We start from the raw sequence: 17076 nt of genomic DNA on the forward strand, positions 1-17076 counted from the left end.
GTACTTTGTTCGTTCTTTAAATTGGGGATTTGTCTTCATGTCAAATCAAAGAATTCGCATTCGTTTGAAAGCGTTCGATCATCGTTTGATTGATCAATCTACAGCAGAAATCGTTGACACTGCTAAGCGTACTGGTGCTCAGGTTCGTGGTCCTATCCCACTTCCTACACGTAAGGAACGTTTCACAGTTTTGATTTCTCCACACGTTAACAAAGATGCGCGTGACCAGTACGAAATTCGTACTCACAAGCGTTTAATTGATATCGTTGAACCTACTGATAAGACTGTTGACGCATTAATGCGTTTAGACTTAGCGGCTGGTGTTGACGTTCAAATTAGCTTGGGTTAATAGGGGGTTTTAACATGACTATAGGTCTAGTTGGACGTAAAGTTGGTATGACTCGTGTCTTCACTGAAGATGGTGTTTCTACTCCAGTTACAGTCCTAGAAGTTGAAGCAAACCGCGTTGCTCAGGTTAAAACTGTAGACAACGATGGTTACTCAGCGATTCAAGTTACTACTGGTACTAAGAAAGCTAACCGTGTAAACAAGCCAGCAGCTGGTCACTTTGCGAAAGCAGGTATCGAAGCAGGTCGTGGTTTATGGGAATTTCGTCTTAATCAAGGCGAAGGCGCTGAATTAGAAACTGGCAGTGCAATCACTGTTGAGCTATTCAACGAAACAAAATTAGTAGACGTAACCGGCACTTCAAAGGGTAAAGGTTTCCAAGGTGGTATTAAGCGTTGGAACTTCCGTATGCAAGATGCTACTCACGGTAACTCTATTTCTCACCGTTCAAACGGTTCAATCGGTCAGTGTCAAACACCAGGCCGTGTATTTAAAGGCAAAAAAATGTCTGGTCACATGGGTGCTGAGAAAGTTACTACTCAAAACCTTGAATTAGTTCGCGTAGATGCTGAACGTAACTTGCTTCTTATTAAAGGTGCAGTTCCGGGTCACGTTAACGCTAACGTAATCATTAAACCAGCTGTTAAAGCCTAACGTCTGAGGAGAATTTTGATGGAATTAGCATTAAAAGACGCGTCAGGCGCTCTTGAAGTTTCCGAAGCAACTTTCGGACGTGAGTTCAATGAAGCTTTAGTACACCAAGTAGTAGTTGCATATGCAGCTGGTGCTCGTCAAGGTACTGTAAAGCAGAAGAACCGTTCTGAAGTAAGCGGTGGCGGTAAGAAGCCATGGCGTCAAAAAGGTACTGGCCGTGCACGTGCTGGTACAACTCGTGGTCCAATCTGGCGTTCAGGTGGCGTAACATTCGCTGCTCGTCCACAAGATCACAGCCAAAAAGTTAACCGTAAAATGTATCGTGGTGCTATTGCTAGCATCCTTTCTGAATTAGTTCGTCAAGAACGTTTAGTTGTTGTTAACGATTTCGCAGTTGAAACACCAAAAACTAAAGAATTAGTTGCTAAGTTGAAAGGCTTAGAACTTAAAGACGTTTTAATCGTAACAAACGAAGTTGATGAGAACTTATTCTTATCAGCACGCAACTTATACAAAGTTGACGTTCGTGACGTACAAGCGATTGATCCTGTATCTTTAGTAGGTTTCGAAAAAGTATTGATGACTGCATCTGCAGTTAAGCAAGTTGAGGAGATGTTCGCATGATAAACGAAGAACGTTTGTTAAAGGTGTTATTAGCACCAAACATTTCTGAGAAAGCAACTGTTGCTGCTGAAGCAAACAACACTATCGTGTTCAAAGTTGCTACTGACGCTACTAAAGCGGAAATCAAAGCTGCTGTTGAGAAACTTTTCGAAGTTTCTGTTGAAGGTGTTCGCACACTTAACGTTAAGGGTAAAACTAAACGTACTGGTGCTCGTTTCGGTCGTCGTTCTGACTGGAAAAAAGCATACGTTACCCTTGCTGAAGGTAGTGACATCGACTTCGTTGGCGCAGAGTAATAGGAGAAGTTACACATGGCTATTGTAAAATGTAAACCTACTTCTCCGGGTCGTCGCCACGTTGTTAAAGTGGTTAACTCGGATTTATACAAAGGTAAGCCTTACGCTCCACTTTTAGAGAAAAACTCTAAATCTGGTGGTCGTAACAATAACGGTCGTATCACAGTTCGTCACATTGGCGGTGGTCACAAGCACCACTACCGTGTAATTGACTTTAAGCGCACTAAAGACGGTATCCCTGCAAAAGTTGAGCGTTTAGAATATGATCCAAACCGCTCTGCTAACATCGCGTTAGTATTATATGCAGACGGTGAACGTCGCTACATCTTAGCCCCTAAAGGCTTAAAAGCTGGTGATTCAATCCAGTCTGGTGTAGATGCGCCGATCAAAACAGGTAACACATTACCTTTACGCAACGCACCTTTAGGTAGTGTTGTTCACGCAATCGAATTGAAGCCTGGTAAAGGTGCTCAAATCGCGCGTGCTGCTGGTACTTATGCACAATTAGTTGCTAAAGACGGCGCTTACGTTACTTTACGTCTTCGTTCAGGCGAGATGCGTAAAGTAGAAGCGGAATGTCGTGCAACTTTAGGTGAAATCGGTAACGCAGAACATATGTTACGTTCTCTTGGTAAAGCTGGTGCTTCGCGCTGGCGTGGTGTTCGTCCTACCGTTCGTGGTGTGGCGATGAACCCGGTTGATCACCCACACGGTGGTGGTGAAGGTCGTACTTCAGGTGGTCGTCACCCAGTATCACCTTGGGGTGTACCTACTAAGGGTTACAAGACTCGTAAGAACAAGCGTACTGACAAGTTCATCGTACGTCGTCGTACTAAATAATAGTACTAGTTAATTTTAAAGAGGAAATACCATGCCACGTTCTCTCAAGAAAGGTCCATTTATCGACCTACACTTGTTGACGAAGGTAGAGAAAGCTTTGGAAAGCGGGAACAAGAAACCTATTAAGACTTGGTCTCGTCGCTCAATGATCATTCCTAACATGATCGGATTGACCATCGCTGTCCATAATGGCCGTCAACACGTACCTGTATTTGTAACTGATGAAATGATCGGTCACAAATTAGGTGAATTCGCACCAACTCGCACTTATCGCGGCCACGTCGCTGATAAGAAAGCGAAGAAGTAAGGGGAAGTTAAATGGAAGCTATTGCTAAACATAAATTTGCCCGTGGTTCTGCTCAAAAAGCACGTTTAGTTGTGGATCAAATCCGCGGCTTGCACGTTGAGAAAGCTTTAGAAATCTTAGAATACAGCAACAAATCTGCTGCAGGCTTAGTGAAAAAAGTTTTAAACTCAGCAATTGCTAACGCAGAGCACAACGAAGGTGCAGACATCGATGAATTATTCGTTAAAACTATTATGGTTGACGATGGTCCTACGATGAAACGTATTAAGCCTCGTGCGAAAGGTCGCGCGGATCGTATCCTTAAACGCACAAGCCACATTACTGTGGTTGTAGCTGATAACTAGGAGTATATTAGTATGGGTCAAAAAGTACATCCTACCGGTATTCGCCTAGGTATCACAAAGCCTTATGCGTCTACATGGTTCGCAAGCACAAAAGATTTCGCTGCAAATATTCACGGTGACCACTTGGTTCGTGCATATTTAACAGAGCAATTGAAGCGTGCTTCATTATCTAAAATCGTGATTGAGCGTCCAGCTAAATCTATCCGCGTAACTATTCACACGGCTCGTCCAGGTGTTGTTATCGGTAAGAAAGGCGAAGACGTAGAAAAATTACGTATTAAAGTATCTCAAATCGCTGGTGTACCTGCGCAAATTAACATTGCTGAAGTACGTAAGCCAGAGATGGATGCACAATTAGTTGCTGATAGCATTGGTAGCCAATTAGAACGTCGTGTAATGTTCCGTCGTGCTATGAAGCGTGCTGTACAAAACGCTATGCGTTTAGGTGCTAAAGGTATCAAAGTTGAAGTTAGTGGTCGTTTAGGCGGTGCAGATATTGCTCGTTCTGAATGGTACCGTGAAGGTCGTGTTCCATTACACACTTTACGTGCTGACATTGATTACGCAACTGCGCGTGGTGAAACAACTTACGGTACTATCGGTATCAAAGTGTGGATTTTCAAAGGTGAAGTAATTGGTAACATGCCTCTACAGGCAGAAGCACCAGCTCCTAAGCCTAAGAAAAGAAACAACCGCAAGAGCAAGTAGGAGTTAAGTAATGTTACAACCAAAACGTACTAAATTCCGTAAGCAATTTAAACTGCGTAACCGTGGTCTTGCACAGACTGGTAGCTCAGTTAGCTTCGGTACATACGGTTTGAAATCTGTTGAGCGCGGTCGCATGACAGCTCGTCAAATCGAAGCCGCTCGTCGTGCGATGACTCGTCACGTTAAGCGTCAAGGTAAAATCTGGATTCGCGTATTCCCTGATAAGCCAATTACCAAAAAACCTCTTGAGGTTCGTATGGGTAAAGGTAAAGGTGGCGTGGAATATTGGGTTTGTCAAATCCTACCAGGTCGTGTTCTTTATGAAATGGAAGGTGTTTCTGAAGAGTTAGCGCGTGAAGCATTTGCTTTAGCAGCTGCTAAACTTCCTTTCAAAACAACCTTCGTAACTAGAACGGTGATGTAATGAAAGCTAACGAACTTAAAGACAAAAGCGTTGAAGAGCTTAATGCTGAATTATTAGGCTTATTACGTGAGCAGTTTAACTACCGAATGCAAGCAAGCACTGGTCAGTTAGCACAAACTCACTTATTAAGACAAGTTCGCCGCAACATTGCGCGCGTTAAAACTATCTTAACTGAAAAGGCAGGCAAGTAATGACTGATAAAATTCGTACATTACAAGGTCGTGTAGTTAGCGACAAGATGGATAAATCTATCACTGTCCTAATTGAGCGTCGTGTTAAGCACCCTATCTACGGTAAATTCATGATCCGTTCAACTAAGTTGAAAGCTCATGATGAAACTAACCAGTGTGCTGCTGGTGACGTAGTGACTATCCGCGAATGTGCACCAATTTCTAAGAGCAAATCTTGGACTTTAGTAGACATCGTTGAAAAAGCTTAATTAATCTCTTTAAGAGATACTAAAAAACCCGGCGTATGCCGGGTTTTTTTTCAGCAAAACAAAAGTATCTTCTATACATTTCTCGTTCCACCATGTTTTTGTCCTCGTTTATTTTACTATCAGGCGTTTGAGTTCAAGCTAAATTAACGATATTTCTTCATCGCGAAAGAGGTTGAAATAACTTGTCTCGATAATGTAACGGACACGCGGATCGTGATTGAGATGGGCTTTATTTAAAAAGCGTAGCACACAGTTACACAGATTCCTTTCAACAATATTAAGACACATCAAACTAACTAAGACCAGTTAACCGTTCGATACTAGTCACCTCATTAACTTCCAAAATTCGAAAATTAACCACTTTTTATCAACCATCTTGTCAAAGTTGTACTATCAAAAAATTTTAACGGATTTAGAGGTCTTTACTAAAAGCCATAGCCCTTGATTCAGGATTGTCTATTTTTTGTTTATTTGAGTACCAATTTAAAAATAGTGGTGTTATAATCTCGCGCCCATCAAATCTAGATGGGTGTAAAAGGCAGTGAAGGGTCGGCGTTTTCGACCTTGAATTTATATAACAGCGGAGCACATAAAATGATCCAAATGCAAACACAGCTAGACGTTGCTGATAACAGTGGCGCTCGACGCGTGCAATGTATTAAGGTCCTTGGTGGCTCGCACCGTCGCTACGCAGGCATTGGCGACATCATCAAAGTTGCTGTGAAGGAAGCTATTCCTCGCGGTAAAGTTAAAAAAGGTGATGTAGTTAACGCGGTAGTGGTGCGCACTAAAAAGGGCGTTCGTCGCCAGGATGGCTCAGCCATTCGCTTTGACGGCAACGCGGCTGTAATTTTGAATGCAAGCTTACAGCCAATTGGTACTCGTATATTCGGGCCAGTGACACGTGAATTAAGAACTGAAAAGTTCATGAAGATCGTTTCATTAGCACCAGAAGTACTTTAAGGAGTCACGAAAATGGCCTCTAAAATTCGTCAAAACGACGAAATCATCGTACTTGCGGGTAAAGACAAGGGCAAAACTGGTAAAGTTACCAAAGTTCTTGTTGAACACAGCAAAGTATTTGTAGAAGGTGTTAACTTAGTTAAGAAACATCAGAAGCCTGTACCTCAGTTACAGCAACCTGGTGGCATCGTAGAAAAAGAAGCACCTATCCATGTGTCTAACGTAGCGATCGTAAACCCTAAAACGGGCAAAGCGGACCGCGTTGGATTTAGAGTTGAAGACGGTAAGAAAGTACGTTTCTTTAAGTCTGATAACGAATTAGTTTAATTATTGGAGTAAACGATGGCGAAACTGCATGATTATTACAAAGATACAATTGTAGCTGAACTTCAAGAGAAGTTTGCTTACAAGAGTGTCATGCAAGTCCCTCGAGTTGAAAAGATCACCCTAAACATGGGTGTTGGTGAAGCGATTACTGATAAAAAAGTATTAGAGCACGCCACAAATGATCTTACTGCAATCTCGGGTCAGAAGCCTATGGTAACTAAAGCACGCAAATCTGTTGCAGGCTTTAAAATCCGTGAAGGCTACCCTATTGGCGCAAAAGTAACTTTACGCGGCGAACGTATGTGGGAATTTTTAGAGCGTTTAATCTCTATTTCAGTTCCTCGTATCCGTGACTTCCGTGGCTTAAATCCGAAATCTTTCGATGGCCGTGGTAACTACAGCATGGGTGTACGTGAGCAAATCATATTTCCTGAAATCGACTACGACAAAGTTGATAAGATTCGTGGTTTAGATATCACTATCACAACAACTGCGAAGACTAACGAGGAAGGTCACGCTTTGCTGACTGCCTTTAACTTCCCGTTTAAGAAATAAGGTGTAGAGTTATGGCTAAATCATCTATGAAAGCACGTGAAGCAAAACGCACTAAATTAGTTGCGAAATATGCTGAAAAACGTGCAGCGTTAAAAGAAATTATCTCAAACGTTAATTCTTCTGAAGAAGAGCGTTGGGATGCAGTATTAAAACTTCAATCTTTACCACGTGACTCAAGTTCATCACGCCAACGTAACCGTTGTAACGTGACTGGTCGTCCACACGGTTACTTACGTAAGTTCGGCTTAAGCCGTATCAAGCTTCGTGAAGCAACTATGCGTGGTGAAGTTCCTGGTCTTAAGAAAGCTAGTTGGTAATTAAAGGAGAAAGCAATTATGATGACTGATCCTATCGCGGACATGTTTACACGCATCCGCAACGGTCAAGCAGCAGCTAAAACTGCTGTAACTATGCCTTCTTCTAAGCTTAAAGTAGCTATTGCTAACTTACTTAAAGAAGAAGGTTATATTTCAGGTGTATCTTTAGTTGAAGGCCCTAAGCCTCAATTAGAAGTTGAACTGAAGTATCACGATGGTAAAGAAGTTATTGAATCAATCAAACGTGTTTCACGTCCTGGTCTTCGCGTATACAAAGGTAGCACTGAGTTACCACAAGTATTAGCAGGCATGGGTATTGCGATTGTTTCTACTTCTAAAGGTTTAATGACTGACCGCGCAGCTCGTAAAGCTGGATTAGGCGGTGAGATCTTAGGTTACGTAGCGTAAGGAGTAAGAATATGTCTCGTGTTGCAAAAGCACCTGTCGCTGTTCCTGCTAACGTTACTGTTACGTTATCTGGTCAAGACATCACAGTTAAAGGCCCTGCGGGCGAATTAACTCGTACGATCCATAGTGACGTTGTTGTTTCTCAAGAAGAAAACAACATTATTACTAACATCGTTAGCGACGTTAAAGGCGCTTGGGCTCAAGCAGGTACTGCTCGTGCATTAATCAATAATATGGTTATTGGCGTAAGTGCTGGCTTTGAAAAGAAATTAATCCTAAACGGTGTAGGTTACAGAGCGAAAGCTGCTGGCCAAAACTTAAATTTATCTTTAGGTTTCTCACACCCGGTAGATCATGCAATTCCTGCTGGAATTAAAGTTGAAACACCTAGCCAAACTGAAATCGTACTGAAAGGTGCTGATAAGCAGTTAGTTGGTCAAGTGGCAGCTAATATTCGCGCATACCGTAAGCCTGAGCCTTATAAAGGTAAAGGTATTCGTTATAGCGACGAAAATGTTCGCCGTAAAGAAGCTAAGAAGAAGTAGGGTAATACGATGGATAAGAAAACATCTCGTTTACGCCGTGCAAAGCGTGCACGTGCTAAAATCAGCGAGTTGGGTGCGAATCGTTTAGTTGTATTCCGTACTCCTCGTCATATTTATGCTCAACTAATTGCTGCATCTGGTTCTGAAGTTATTGCAACTGCATCTACTTTAGATAAAGAAGTTAAAGCATCTGTTGAGAAAACAGGTAACATTGAAGCAGCACAAGCAGTTGGTAAAGCAATTGCAGAACGTGCAAAAGCAAAAGGCGTTGAGTCTGTAGCTTTTGATCGTAGTGGCTTCCGTTATCACGGTCGCGTTAAAGCGTTAGCAGAAGCAGCTCGTGAAGCTGGCCTTCAGTTCTAGGAGTTGATCATGGCTAATGTAGAAAACACACAACAAAGTGAATTCGTTGAAAAGCTAGTAGCCGTTAACCGCGTTTCAAAAGTGGTTAAAGGTGGTCGTATTTTCAGTTTCACAGCACTAACAGTAGTTGGTGACGGTAACGGCCGTGTTGGTTTTGGTTACGGTAAGGCACGTGAAGTACCTGCTGCAATCCAAAAAGCAATGGAAAAGGCTCGTCGTAACTTAGTAACTGTTGACTTGAAGGGGACTACCCTTCAGCACCCTATCAAGGGTCGTCACTCAGGTTCTAAAGTTTACATGCAACCTGCTTCAGAAGGTACAGGTATCATCGCCGGTGGCGCGATGCGTGCAGTACTTGAAGTTGCTGGCGTACAGAACGTATTGTCAAAAGCATACGGTTCTACTAACCCAATCAACGTTGTCCGTGCAACAATCGGTGCTCTAGCGAACATGAAATCGCCAGAGACTGTTGCTGCTAAGCGTGGCAAAAACGTTGCTGAAATCTTGGGGTAATTAAGCATGTCTAAAACAGTTAAAGTAACTCAAGTAAAAAGCTCTATCGGTCGTTTACCGAAGCATAGAGCTACATTGAAAGGCCTTGGTTTACGTCGTATCAATCATACAGTTGAGTTAGAAGATACTCCATCTGTACGTGGTATGATTAATAAGGTATCTTACATGATTAAGGTGGAGGATTAATAATGCATTTAAATACTTTATCTCCTGCACCAGGCGCTAAGAAAGCCAAGAAGCGCGTTGGTCGCGGTATTGGTTCTGGTATTGGTAAAACTGGTGGTCGTGGTCACAAAGGTCAGAAGTCTCGTTCTGGCGGTAGTGTACGTCCTGGTTTTGAAGGTGGTCAAATGCCTTTGAAACAACGTTTACCTAAGTTTGGTTTTACTTCACGTAAATCTTTAGTTCACGCTGAAGTTCGTTTACACGAATTAAACCTAATTGAAGGTGATGTTGTTGACATCCATGCGCTTAAAAATGCTGGCCTAATTACACGTAACATTGAAACAGCAAAAATTATGTTGTCTGGTGAGATTACTCGCCAAATCACTGTTCGTGGCTTAGGTGTTACTAAAGGTGCTCGCGCAGCTATTGAAGCTGCTGGCGGTAAAATCGAGGAATAATACAGGTTATGGCTAAACCAGGAATGGATAACAGTGCTCAAGGCGGATTGTCTGAGTTAAAGCAAAGATTATGGTTCGTGTTCGGTGCACTAATCGTGTTTCGTTTAGGATCATTTGTGCCAATCCCTGGTATTGACGCCGCTGTATTAGCTCAGTTGTTCGATCAACAAAAGGGTACCATCGTAGAAATGTTTAACATGTTCTCCGGTGGTGCACTTGAGCGCGCCTCAGTAATGGCTCTAGGTATTATGCCGTACATTTCGGCTTCGATTATTATGCAACTTCTGACGGTAATACATCCGCCTATGATGGAGCTTAAGAAAGAAGGTGAAGCTGGACGTCGTAAGATCAGCCAATACACACGCTACGGCACTTTAGTGCTAGCAACGGTTCAAGCTTTTGCTATTGCAAGAGGCTTACCTGCTATGATGCCGGGTCTTGTTATTCATGAAGGCCCTGCATTCTATTTCGTTGCTGTTGTAAGTTTAGTAACCGGTACCATGTTCTTAATGTGGTTAGGTGAACAAATTACAGAGCGCGGCATTGGTAATGGTATTTCTGTCCTTATCTTTGCAGGTATTGTTGCTGGCTTGCCATCTGCTGTTGGTCAAACCGCAGAAATGGCGCGTCAAGGTGAATTGCACTTATTAGGTTTGTTGCTAATTGCAGTTGTTGCATTTGCAGTAACTTTCTTTGTTGTATTTGTTGAACGTGGTCAACGTCGTATCGTTGTTAACTACGCGAAGCGTCAACAAGGTCGTAAGGTGTTTGCAGCACAAAGCACTCATTTACCACTTAAAGTGAATATGGCTGGTGTTATCCCACCAATCTTTGCTTCAAGTATTTTATTGTTCCCTAGCTCAATCGCGAGTTGGTTTGGACAAGGTGAAGGTGCAGTTGCAGATTTCTTACAAGAGGCGTCTATGGCTTTATCGCCAGGTCAACCTCTATACGTAATGTTGTTAGCAGCAGCAATAATTTTCTTCTGTTTCTTCTACACGGCGTTAGTTTTTAACCCGCGTGAAACAGCAGATAACTTGAAGAAGTCAGGTGCTTTTATTCCAGGTATTCGTCCTGGTGAGCAGACTTCTCGTTACATTGATAAAGTAATGACACGCTTAACCTTAGCAGGTGCGTTATACATTACCTTTATCTGTTTGGTTCCTGAGTTTATGATGATAGCCTGGGATGTTCAGTTCTACTTTGGTGGAACATCGTTATTGATCATCGTAGTTGTTATTATGGACTTTATGGCACAAGTACAAACTCATTTGATGTCTCATCAATACGATAGTGTACTTAAGAAAGCTAACCTAACCGGCCAAGGCCGCTAGGTTCAACGGAGTAGTAAGATGAAAGTTCGTGCATCCGTAAAAAAGATTTGCCGTAACTGTAAAGTTGTGAAACGTGCTGGTGTTGTTCGTGTTATTTGTAAGACGGACCCTAAGCATAAGCAACGTCAAGGTTAATTGCTTAACTCAGCAAGCAAATTCTTTTAGAAGTGGCATTGTGCAGATTTTTCTGTATAATGCGCCTTCGCTTTGCAAAAAAGAGTCAGGTTGAGTATCCTAACGGGCTTTTCAACCTGTTGTTATTAATATTTAATATAGGAGATGTGTTAGTGGCCCGTATCGCTGGCATTAACATCCCTGATCGTAAGCATGCAGTAATTGCCCTTACTGCGATTTACGGTATCGGTTTAACTCGCTCACAAGCTATTTGTGCAGCAGCCGGTATCGCTGAATCAACTAAGATCAGTGAATTAGACGAAGCTCAGATTGATGTGCTTCGTACTGAAGTAGGTAAATACACCGTAGAAGGTGATTTACGTCGTGAAGTTTCAATGAACATCAAGCGTCTTATGGACCTTGGTTGTTATCGTGGTTTGCGTCATCGTCGCAGTCTACCTCTACGTGGTCAACGCACTAAAACAAATGCGCGAACACGTAAAGGGCCTCGTAAGCCTATTAAGAAGTAGGAGATTAGACAATGGCAAAAACTCCAGTTCGTACGCGTAAACGCGTAAAAAAACAAGTTGTCGATGGTATGGCTCATATCCATGCTTCTTTCAACAACACAATTGTGACATTAACAGACCGTCAAGGTAATGCATTATCTTGGGCAACTGCTGGTGGTTCAGGTTTCCGTGGTTCACGTAAATCTACTCCATTTGCTGCTCAGGTAGCTGCAGACCGTGCAGGTAAAGTTGCACAAGAATTCGGTTTGAAGAATATTGAAGTATTCGTTAAAGGCCCAGGTCCAGGACGTGAGTCTGCGATCCGTGCTTTAAATGCTGCTGGTTTTAAAATCACCAACATTACTGACGTTACTCCTATTCCTCATAATGGTTGTCGTCCACCTAAAAAACGTCGCGTTTAATAGGATTGATGGAGAAAGAACATGGCAAGATATTTAGGCCCTAAGTTAAAGCTTAGCCGCCGCGAAGGTACAGATTTGTTCCTAAAAAGCGGTGTTAGAGCTATTGACACTAAATGTAAAATCGAAACTATCCCAGGTCAGCACGGCGCCCGTCGCGGTCGTTTATCTGACTATGGTGTACAGCTTCGTGAAAAACAAAAAGTTCGTCGTATTTACGGTGTACTAGAAAAGCAATTCCGTAACTACTACAAGCAAGCTGCGCGTATTAAAGGCAACACAGGTGAAAACTTGTTACAGCTTTTAGAAACTCGTTTAGACAACGTAGTTTACCGCATGGGTTACGCTAGCACACGTGCTGAAGCACGTCAGTTAGTAAGCCACAAAGCAATCGTAGTTAATGGAAAAGTAGTTAATATTCCATCTTTCACTGTTAAAGCTGAAGATGTGGTTTCTGTTCGCGAAAAGTCTAAAACTCAAGCACGTATTATTGCTGCTTTAGAATTAGCTGAGCAACGTGAAAAGCCAGTCTGGGTTGAAGTAGATAACAAGAAGCTAGAAGGTGTTTTCAAACGCGTTCCAGATCGTTCAGACTTATCTGCTGAAATTAATGAACAGTTGATTGTCGAGCTTTACTCTAAGTAGTAACGCTTAAACTTTAAGAGAGGACATAATGCAGGGTTCTGTAACCGAATTCTTAAAACCACGATTAGTGGACATTGAAACACTAAGCTCAACTCGCGCTAAAGTAACTTTAGAGCCTTTAGAGCGTGGTTTTGGTCACACTTTAGGTAATGCGTTACGTCGCATTTTATTATCTTCAATGCCAGGTTGTGCTGTAACTGAAGTTGAAATCGACGGTGTATTACATGAGTACAGCAGCAAAGAAGGTGTTCAAGAAGACATCATCGAAATCTTGTTAAATCTAAAAGGTTTAGCTGTTGGTTTAGAAGGTAAAAACGAAGCTGTTTTAACCCTTACTAAATCAGGTGAAGGCCCTGTTACGGCAGCTGATATTCAACATGATGGTGATGTAACTATTGCAAATCCAGAACATGTGATCTGTCACTTAACTGGTGACGGCTCTATCAGCATGCGTATCAAGATTGAGCTTGGTCGTGGCTACGTTCCTGCTTCAACGCGTCGTGACGCTGAAGAAGAAGAACGTGCAATCGGTCGCTTACTTGTTGACGCGTCGTTCAGTCCTGTAGAAAGAATTGCTTATGATGTTGATGCTGCTCGTGTTGAGCAACGCACTGACTTAGATAAGCTGGTTATCGACATGGAAACTAACGGTACGTTAGACCCTGAAGAAGCTATTCGTCGTGCTTCAACTATTTTAGCTGAACAGCTAGATGCATTTGTTGAATTACGCGATGTTAGCGAGCCGGAGCAAAAAGAGGAGAAACCTCAATTTGATCCGATTCTTCTTCGTCCAGTTGATGATTTAGAACTTACAGTTCGTTCAGCTAACTGTTTGAAAGCAGAAGCAATTCAGTATATTGGTGACTTAGTACAGCGTGCAGAAGTTGAGCTTCTTAAAACACCTAATTTAGGTAAGAAGTCTTTAACTGAAATCAAAGACGTTTTAGCGTCTCGTGGTTTGTCTTTAGGTATGCGCCTAGAGAACTGGCCACCTGAGAGCATTGCTGATAACGACTAGGTCGATCATCGTTTTTTTAGTAGAGAAGGATTAACTTATGCGCCATCGTAAAAGCGGTCGCCAGTTAAACCGTAATAGCAGTCATCGCCAGGCGATGTTCCGCAATATGGCAAGCTCTTTAGTTAAGCACGGCGTTATCAAAACGACTGTTGCTAAAGCTAAAGAATTACGTCGCGTTGTAGAGCCATTAATTACATTGGCTAAAGAAGATAGCGTTGCTAACCGTCGTTTAGCTTTCGCTCGTACACGTGATAAAGAAGTAGTAGGTTTATTATTCAGCGAACTTGGTCCTCGTTACCAAGAACGTCCAGGTGGTTACACTCGCATTTTAAAATGTGGTTACCGTACTGGTGATAAAGCGCCTATGGCTTATGTTGAATTAGTTGACCGTCCAGTTGTTGAAACAGCTGAGACTGAAGAAGTAGCAGAAGCTTAATCTTCATCAACGATTCATAAAAAACGGAGCATTACGCTCCGTTTTTTTATGTCTGAATTTTGTCAGTTACGTTCTAAACTTGCTATTGATAGCGTTTGTACGTATAAAATTAAAGCGAATTAATTTAGCTTGGTAATTTAATGTCTTCAAGAAACCCTATCATTGCAGTTACTGGTTCATCTGGTGCTGGTACGTCAACAACTACAGATGCGTTCGAACATATTTTTCGCACGCTAGGTATTACTTCCGTTAATGTTGAAGGTGATAGTTTTCATCGGTTTTCACGCCAAGAAATGGATCTTGAAAAGCGTAAAGCGCGTGAAGACGGCACAAACATTAGTTATTTTGGCGACAAGGCAAACGACTTCGATGCCTTGGAACGTTTATTTAAGGGCTATTCAGAGACAGGTAAAGGACGTATGCGTCGTTACCTTCATACATTTGATGAAGCAGTACCTTATAACCAAATGCCTGGTACATTTACGCCTTGGGAAGAATTAGGTGAAGGTACCGACATATTATTCTATGAGGGGCTACACGGCGGCGTAGTGACAGAGAAAAACGATGTCGCACAATATGTTGATTTGCTTATTGGTATGGTACCTATTGTCAACTTAGAGTGGATCCAAAAGATTATTCGAGATACCAATCAACGTGGTCATAGTCGTGAGGCTGTAACTCACAGCATTGTTCGCTCTATGGACGACTATATCAATTTTATAACGCCACAGTTTTCTAGGACACATGTTAATTTCCAGCGTGTGCCGACTGTAGATACGTCAAATCCCTTCAGTGCGAAAGCAATCCCTTCTCTTGATGAAAGCTTTGTTGTCATACGGTTTAGAGAATCCGAAAACATCGATTTTCCATTTTATTTAAGTATGATCGACGGTGCGTTTATGTCTCGTGTTAACACGTTAGTCGTGCCAGGAGGGAAGATGGGATTGGCAATGGAGCTCATTCTAACGCCATTGATCAAAGAACTCATGGTAAAAAAACAACAAGCAAATCAGCAGCTAGATTGGATGTCGGATCTATAAAAGGGGAGTTTGATAGAGTGCGCATCTAGCAATTACTCTATCAATGCGACTTGATTAAACGTCTACGATTTCAAAATCATGGGTAATGTTAACAGAGCTGTTGAGCATAAAAGCAACTGAACAGTATTTATCAGCAGACAAATTTATTGCTCGTTCAACCTGTTTTTCACTGACCTGAGTCCCTGTAATAACAAAATGCAAATGTATGTCAGAGAAAACCCGTGGTGTGGTATCGACACGATTGCCTGTAATCTCAACTTTTACATCACGGACATCTTGGCGTGATTTGTGGAGAATACTAACCACATCTACTGAAGAACACCCTCCTAAGCTCATTAATACGTTTTCCATCGGGCTAGGTGCTAAATTACCGCCATTAGCGTCCATATTGATGATGTGGCCACTTTCTGAAGTGCCCATGAAGGTTTCGTCACCGACCCATTTTACCGTTGCTTTCATAATGTAATTCCTAATCTAGTTTGGCACTATATTACCATTAGCTGTTTCAAAGCAGAATGAAAAATAGTGCCTAAAGTCTCTTGTTAGGCTAAAAGGTGGGTGTGAATTTCTGTATCGAAAAGGTTCTTGATAAGTAATGCAAACTCTTTAATAAACATGTTTTGTTCAGGTGTAACATTATTGTTAACTACACCTGACAATATCTCCTGCAGATCATAAACTATTGAGTCTACTTCGCGAATTACGGTATTACGTTGATTGAAAGACAATGCTTCGTTTTGACTACAGACACTTATTATCTGTTCACTTAGTTCATTTTCAATGACAGCCATAACGGTCTTGCCATTGCTAGTAGCATCGGCGCTGTTCTCAAACAATGATAAGTGCTCAGTCAAGTATTCGATGATGTGCACATAACCTTCAGTGTCAGTTACCATGGCTCACTTCTTATTATAGTTTTTCTCTACTTTACTGAAAAATTGTTGCTTGCTCAAGGCACAAAAAAAAGCCTTCAACAATGAAGGCTTTAACTATTTAATGCGTTTTCATTTACGCAGCATTAGTACTTTCAAAAATTTTGTCGGCTGACGCTGCCACAAAACCAGTGTAAAGGGTACCGTCTTCCAATGGGTAACGTTTCGCGAATTCGTAGAAGCAGCTTGGGATTTCAAGTGCTCTATCACTAAATTCAACAACCGCTTGGTCAGCCATTGTTGATGATTGCTCAAGCTTAACTTGAGGATCGCCTTTAATTTCACCGCCTGACGCATTTAGTACAAAACCTGCATCTTTAAGTGTCTGGTTTACCGTTTCAATGTCATTATAGTTCTGTAAGTGATTAATACTTACAGTAAAGTGATTTGCGCGGTAACCCCATGCAGCCATCCATGCGGCGTATTCGCTTTCTGCTAGGAGTGCTTTGTAGTCTTCTGAGCTAACTTGCCAATGTGTGCCTGAGTATAAAAAGCTTTCATCTGCGATGGCTTTTTCATCAATTTGATCAACCATTTTACGAATAATGGTTTGTGCTTCGTCAGAAAACTCTTCAACAAGTAACTGGCTGATGAATACTTTTGGTAAGGTATTGTCAGCATGCTCAAAGTGCTTTGCGTAAAGTTTTTTTGCTTCGAAATTGTATTCACCTTTCTCTACATAACCTAACGCTTCAAGATGAGCAGATAGTTTGCCAATGCATACTTTGTCGATATTGAATGTACGGTAAGCAACATGATCATTGATAAGATCATTGCCTGAACCAAGCAATTGGTGAACGTTTTTTGCAGAAGGAGTTACAGTTAAGTAGTTGTCCCAAATTTTGTCAAAAAGTGCTTTCACTTGTGTAGTCATAATACTTCCTCATATTTCTTAAAATAAATTCGAGTAAGGTAGAATGCTAAGCGACAAATTGTGTCAGAGGAGAGAAACTCATGACGAAGGTAATCGCTTACCATTCGTCAGATAAGTTATAGATTATCGATGCTTTTGAAGAAGCAGGGGCGATTCC

32 protein-coding genes are annotated in these 17076 nt (G+C 41.8%); 29 read left to right on the forward strand and 3 right to left on the reverse strand.

The window, feature by feature from the left end; translation table 11 throughout:
* Window positions 1–37: 37 nt before the first annotated feature.
* The 29 genes from rpsJ to QQK02_RS12610 all read left to right on the forward strand — a co-directional run bounded on the left by rpsJ (window position 38) and on the right by QQK02_RS12610 (window position 15113).
* Entirely contained in the window at window positions 38–349 is a 312-nt protein-coding gene (gene rpsJ / locus QQK02_RS12470; protein WP_093332363.1) for a 30S ribosomal protein S10, read from the forward strand.
* Window positions 350–363: 14 nt separating this feature from the next.
* Window positions 364–1002: a 50S ribosomal protein L3 gene (gene rplC, locus QQK02_RS12475; protein ID WP_284208382.1), complete on the forward strand. Its 639-nt coding sequence runs from the start codon at window positions 364–366 to the stop codon at window positions 1000–1002.
* Between the two features lie 18 nt (window positions 1003–1020).
* A complete protein-coding gene (gene rplD / locus QQK02_RS12480) occupies window positions 1021–1626 on the forward strand; it encodes a 50S ribosomal protein L4 (protein WP_284208383.1) in 606 nt (201 codons plus the stop codon).
* Window positions 1623–1922, forward strand: coding sequence for a 50S ribosomal protein L23 (gene rplW / locus QQK02_RS12485; protein ID WP_284208384.1), 300 nt, complete (start codon window positions 1623–1625; stop codon window positions 1920–1922). The genes rplD and rplW overlap by 4 nt, the downstream gene beginning before the upstream one ends.
* A 15-nt stretch (window positions 1923–1937) precedes the next feature.
* On the forward strand, window positions 1938–2762 hold the full coding sequence (gene rplB / locus QQK02_RS12490; RefSeq protein ID WP_284208385.1) for a 50S ribosomal protein L2: 825 nt from the start codon (window positions 1938–1940) through the stop codon (window positions 2760–2762).
* Between the two features lie 31 nt (window positions 2763–2793).
* Entirely contained in the window at window positions 2794–3069 is a 276-nt protein-coding gene (rpsS, locus tag QQK02_RS12495; protein WP_284208386.1) for a 30S ribosomal protein S19, read from the forward strand.
* Between the two features lie 11 nt (window positions 3070–3080).
* On the forward strand, window positions 3081–3413 hold the full coding sequence (gene rplV / locus QQK02_RS12500) for a 50S ribosomal protein L22 (protein ID WP_284208387.1): 333 nt from the start codon (window positions 3081–3083) through the stop codon (window positions 3411–3413).
* Window positions 3414–3425: 12 nt separating this feature from the next.
* Window positions 3426–4121 carry a 30S ribosomal protein S3 gene (rpsC, locus tag QQK02_RS12505; protein WP_284208388.1) on the forward strand — a complete coding sequence of 232 codons (696 nt, stop codon included), beginning with the start codon at window positions 3426–3428 and terminating at the stop codon, window positions 4119–4121.
* 10 nt (window positions 4122–4131) lie between these two features.
* On the forward strand, window positions 4132–4545 hold the full coding sequence (rplP, locus tag QQK02_RS12510; protein WP_284208389.1) for a 50S ribosomal protein L16: 414 nt from the start codon (window positions 4132–4134) through the stop codon (window positions 4543–4545).
* A complete protein-coding gene (gene rpmC / locus QQK02_RS12515) occupies window positions 4545–4736 on the forward strand; it encodes a 50S ribosomal protein L29 (RefSeq protein WP_284208390.1) in 192 nt (63 codons plus the stop codon). Before rplP ends, rpmC begins: the two co-directional genes overlap by 1 nt.
* Complete coding sequence (gene rpsQ, locus QQK02_RS12520) at window positions 4736–4984, forward strand: 30S ribosomal protein S17 (RefSeq protein WP_284208391.1); 249 nt, start codon at window positions 4736–4738, stop codon at window positions 4982–4984. The genes rpmC and rpsQ overlap by 1 nt, the downstream gene beginning before the upstream one ends.
* A gap of 594 nt (window positions 4985–5578) precedes the next feature.
* On the forward strand, window positions 5579–5947 hold the full coding sequence (gene rplN / locus QQK02_RS12525) for a 50S ribosomal protein L14 (protein WP_284208392.1): 369 nt from the start codon (window positions 5579–5581) through the stop codon (window positions 5945–5947).
* Between the two features lie 12 nt (window positions 5948–5959).
* Entirely contained in the window at window positions 5960–6274 is a 315-nt protein-coding gene (gene rplX, locus QQK02_RS12530) for a 50S ribosomal protein L24 (protein ID WP_284208393.1), read from the forward strand.
* A gap of 15 nt (window positions 6275–6289) precedes the next feature.
* A complete protein-coding gene (rplE, locus tag QQK02_RS12535; protein WP_284208394.1) occupies window positions 6290–6829 on the forward strand; it encodes a 50S ribosomal protein L5 in 540 nt (179 codons plus the stop codon).
* 11 nt (window positions 6830–6840) lie between these two features.
* A complete protein-coding gene (rpsN, locus tag QQK02_RS12540; RefSeq protein ID WP_284208395.1) occupies window positions 6841–7146 on the forward strand; it encodes a 30S ribosomal protein S14 in 306 nt (101 codons plus the stop codon).
* A gap of 15 nt (window positions 7147–7161) precedes the next feature.
* Complete coding sequence (rpsH, locus tag QQK02_RS12545; RefSeq protein ID WP_284208522.1) at window positions 7162–7554, forward strand: 30S ribosomal protein S8; 393 nt, start codon at window positions 7162–7164, stop codon at window positions 7552–7554.
* Window positions 7555–7565: 11 nt separating this feature from the next.
* Window positions 7566–8099 carry a 50S ribosomal protein L6 gene (rplF, locus tag QQK02_RS12550; protein WP_284208396.1) on the forward strand — a complete coding sequence of 178 codons (534 nt, stop codon included), beginning with the start codon at window positions 7566–7568 and terminating at the stop codon, window positions 8097–8099.
* A gap of 9 nt (window positions 8100–8108) precedes the next feature.
* Entirely contained in the window at window positions 8109–8462 is a 354-nt protein-coding gene (gene rplR / locus QQK02_RS12555) for a 50S ribosomal protein L18 (RefSeq protein ID WP_284208397.1), read from the forward strand.
* Window positions 8463–8471: 9 nt separating this feature from the next.
* Entirely contained in the window at window positions 8472–8975 is a 504-nt protein-coding gene (gene rpsE, locus QQK02_RS12560) for a 30S ribosomal protein S5 (RefSeq protein WP_284208398.1), read from the forward strand.
* A gap of 6 nt (window positions 8976–8981) precedes the next feature.
* Window positions 8982–9161, forward strand: a complete 180-nt coding sequence (gene rpmD, locus QQK02_RS12565; RefSeq protein ID WP_284208399.1) for a 50S ribosomal protein L30 — start codon at window positions 8982–8984, stop codon at window positions 9159–9161.
* A gap of 2 nt (window positions 9162–9163) precedes the next feature.
* On the forward strand, window positions 9164–9598 hold the full coding sequence (gene rplO, locus QQK02_RS12570) for a 50S ribosomal protein L15 (RefSeq protein ID WP_284208401.1): 435 nt from the start codon (window positions 9164–9166) through the stop codon (window positions 9596–9598).
* 8 nt (window positions 9599–9606) lie between these two features.
* Window positions 9607–10932: a preprotein translocase subunit SecY gene (secY, locus tag QQK02_RS12575; RefSeq protein ID WP_284208402.1), complete on the forward strand. Its 1326-nt coding sequence runs from the start codon at window positions 9607–9609 to the stop codon at window positions 10930–10932.
* 18 nt (window positions 10933–10950) lie between these two features.
* Window positions 10951–11067 carry a 50S ribosomal protein L36 gene (gene rpmJ, locus QQK02_RS12580; protein WP_074496180.1) on the forward strand — a complete coding sequence of 39 codons (117 nt, stop codon included), beginning with the start codon at window positions 10951–10953 and terminating at the stop codon, window positions 11065–11067.
* 152 nt (window positions 11068–11219) lie between these two features.
* Window positions 11220–11576, forward strand: coding sequence for a 30S ribosomal protein S13 (rpsM, locus tag QQK02_RS12585; RefSeq protein ID WP_284208404.1), 357 nt, complete (start codon window positions 11220–11222; stop codon window positions 11574–11576).
* Between the two features lie 11 nt (window positions 11577–11587).
* Complete coding sequence (gene rpsK, locus QQK02_RS12590) at window positions 11588–11977, forward strand: 30S ribosomal protein S11 (protein WP_193022430.1); 390 nt, start codon at window positions 11588–11590, stop codon at window positions 11975–11977.
* A gap of 21 nt (window positions 11978–11998) precedes the next feature.
* Complete coding sequence (gene rpsD / locus QQK02_RS12595; RefSeq protein ID WP_284208405.1) at window positions 11999–12619, forward strand: 30S ribosomal protein S4; 621 nt, start codon at window positions 11999–12001, stop codon at window positions 12617–12619.
* Between the two features lie 28 nt (window positions 12620–12647).
* Window positions 12648–13637 carry a DNA-directed RNA polymerase subunit alpha gene (locus QQK02_RS12600; RefSeq protein WP_284208406.1) on the forward strand — a complete coding sequence of 330 codons (990 nt, stop codon included), beginning with the start codon at window positions 12648–12650 and terminating at the stop codon, window positions 13635–13637.
* A gap of 37 nt (window positions 13638–13674) precedes the next feature.
* Window positions 13675–14073 (forward strand): 50S ribosomal protein L17, encoded by a 399-nt coding sequence (gene rplQ, locus QQK02_RS12605; protein WP_284208407.1) that lies wholly within the window; start codon window positions 13675–13677, stop codon window positions 14071–14073.
* Between the two features lie 140 nt (window positions 14074–14213).
* Window positions 14214–15113 (forward strand): phosphoribulokinase, encoded by a 900-nt coding sequence (locus QQK02_RS12610; protein ID WP_284208408.1) that lies wholly within the window; start codon window positions 14214–14216, stop codon window positions 15111–15113.
* Window positions 15114–15167: 54 nt separating this feature from the next.
* On the opposite strand, the gene QQK02_RS12615 is transcribed toward QQK02_RS12610, so the two are convergent.
* The 3 genes from QQK02_RS12615 to QQK02_RS12625 all read right to left on the reverse strand — a co-directional run bounded on the left by QQK02_RS12615 (window position 15168) and on the right by QQK02_RS12625 (window position 16919).
* Entirely contained in the window at window positions 15168–15572 is a 405-nt protein-coding gene (locus QQK02_RS12615; RefSeq protein ID WP_284208409.1) for an OsmC family protein, read from the reverse strand.
* 83 nt (window positions 15573–15655) lie between these two features.
* Complete coding sequence (locus tag QQK02_RS12620) at window positions 15656–16009, reverse strand: DUF3802 family protein (RefSeq protein ID WP_284208410.1); 354 nt, start codon at window positions 16007–16009, stop codon at window positions 15656–15658.
* Between the two features lie 112 nt (window positions 16010–16121).
* Window positions 16122–16919 (reverse strand): DUF1338 domain-containing protein, encoded by a 798-nt coding sequence (locus QQK02_RS12625; RefSeq protein ID WP_284208411.1) that lies wholly within the window; start codon window positions 16917–16919, stop codon window positions 16122–16124.
* Window positions 16920–17076: the final 157 nt, after the last annotated feature.

The sequence above is a fragment of the Thalassotalea eurytherma genome, from assembly GCF_030161415.1.
In the GTDB taxonomy this organism is placed as follows: Bacteria; Pseudomonadota; Gammaproteobacteria; order Enterobacterales; family Alteromonadaceae; genus Thalassotalea_G; species Thalassotalea_G eurytherma.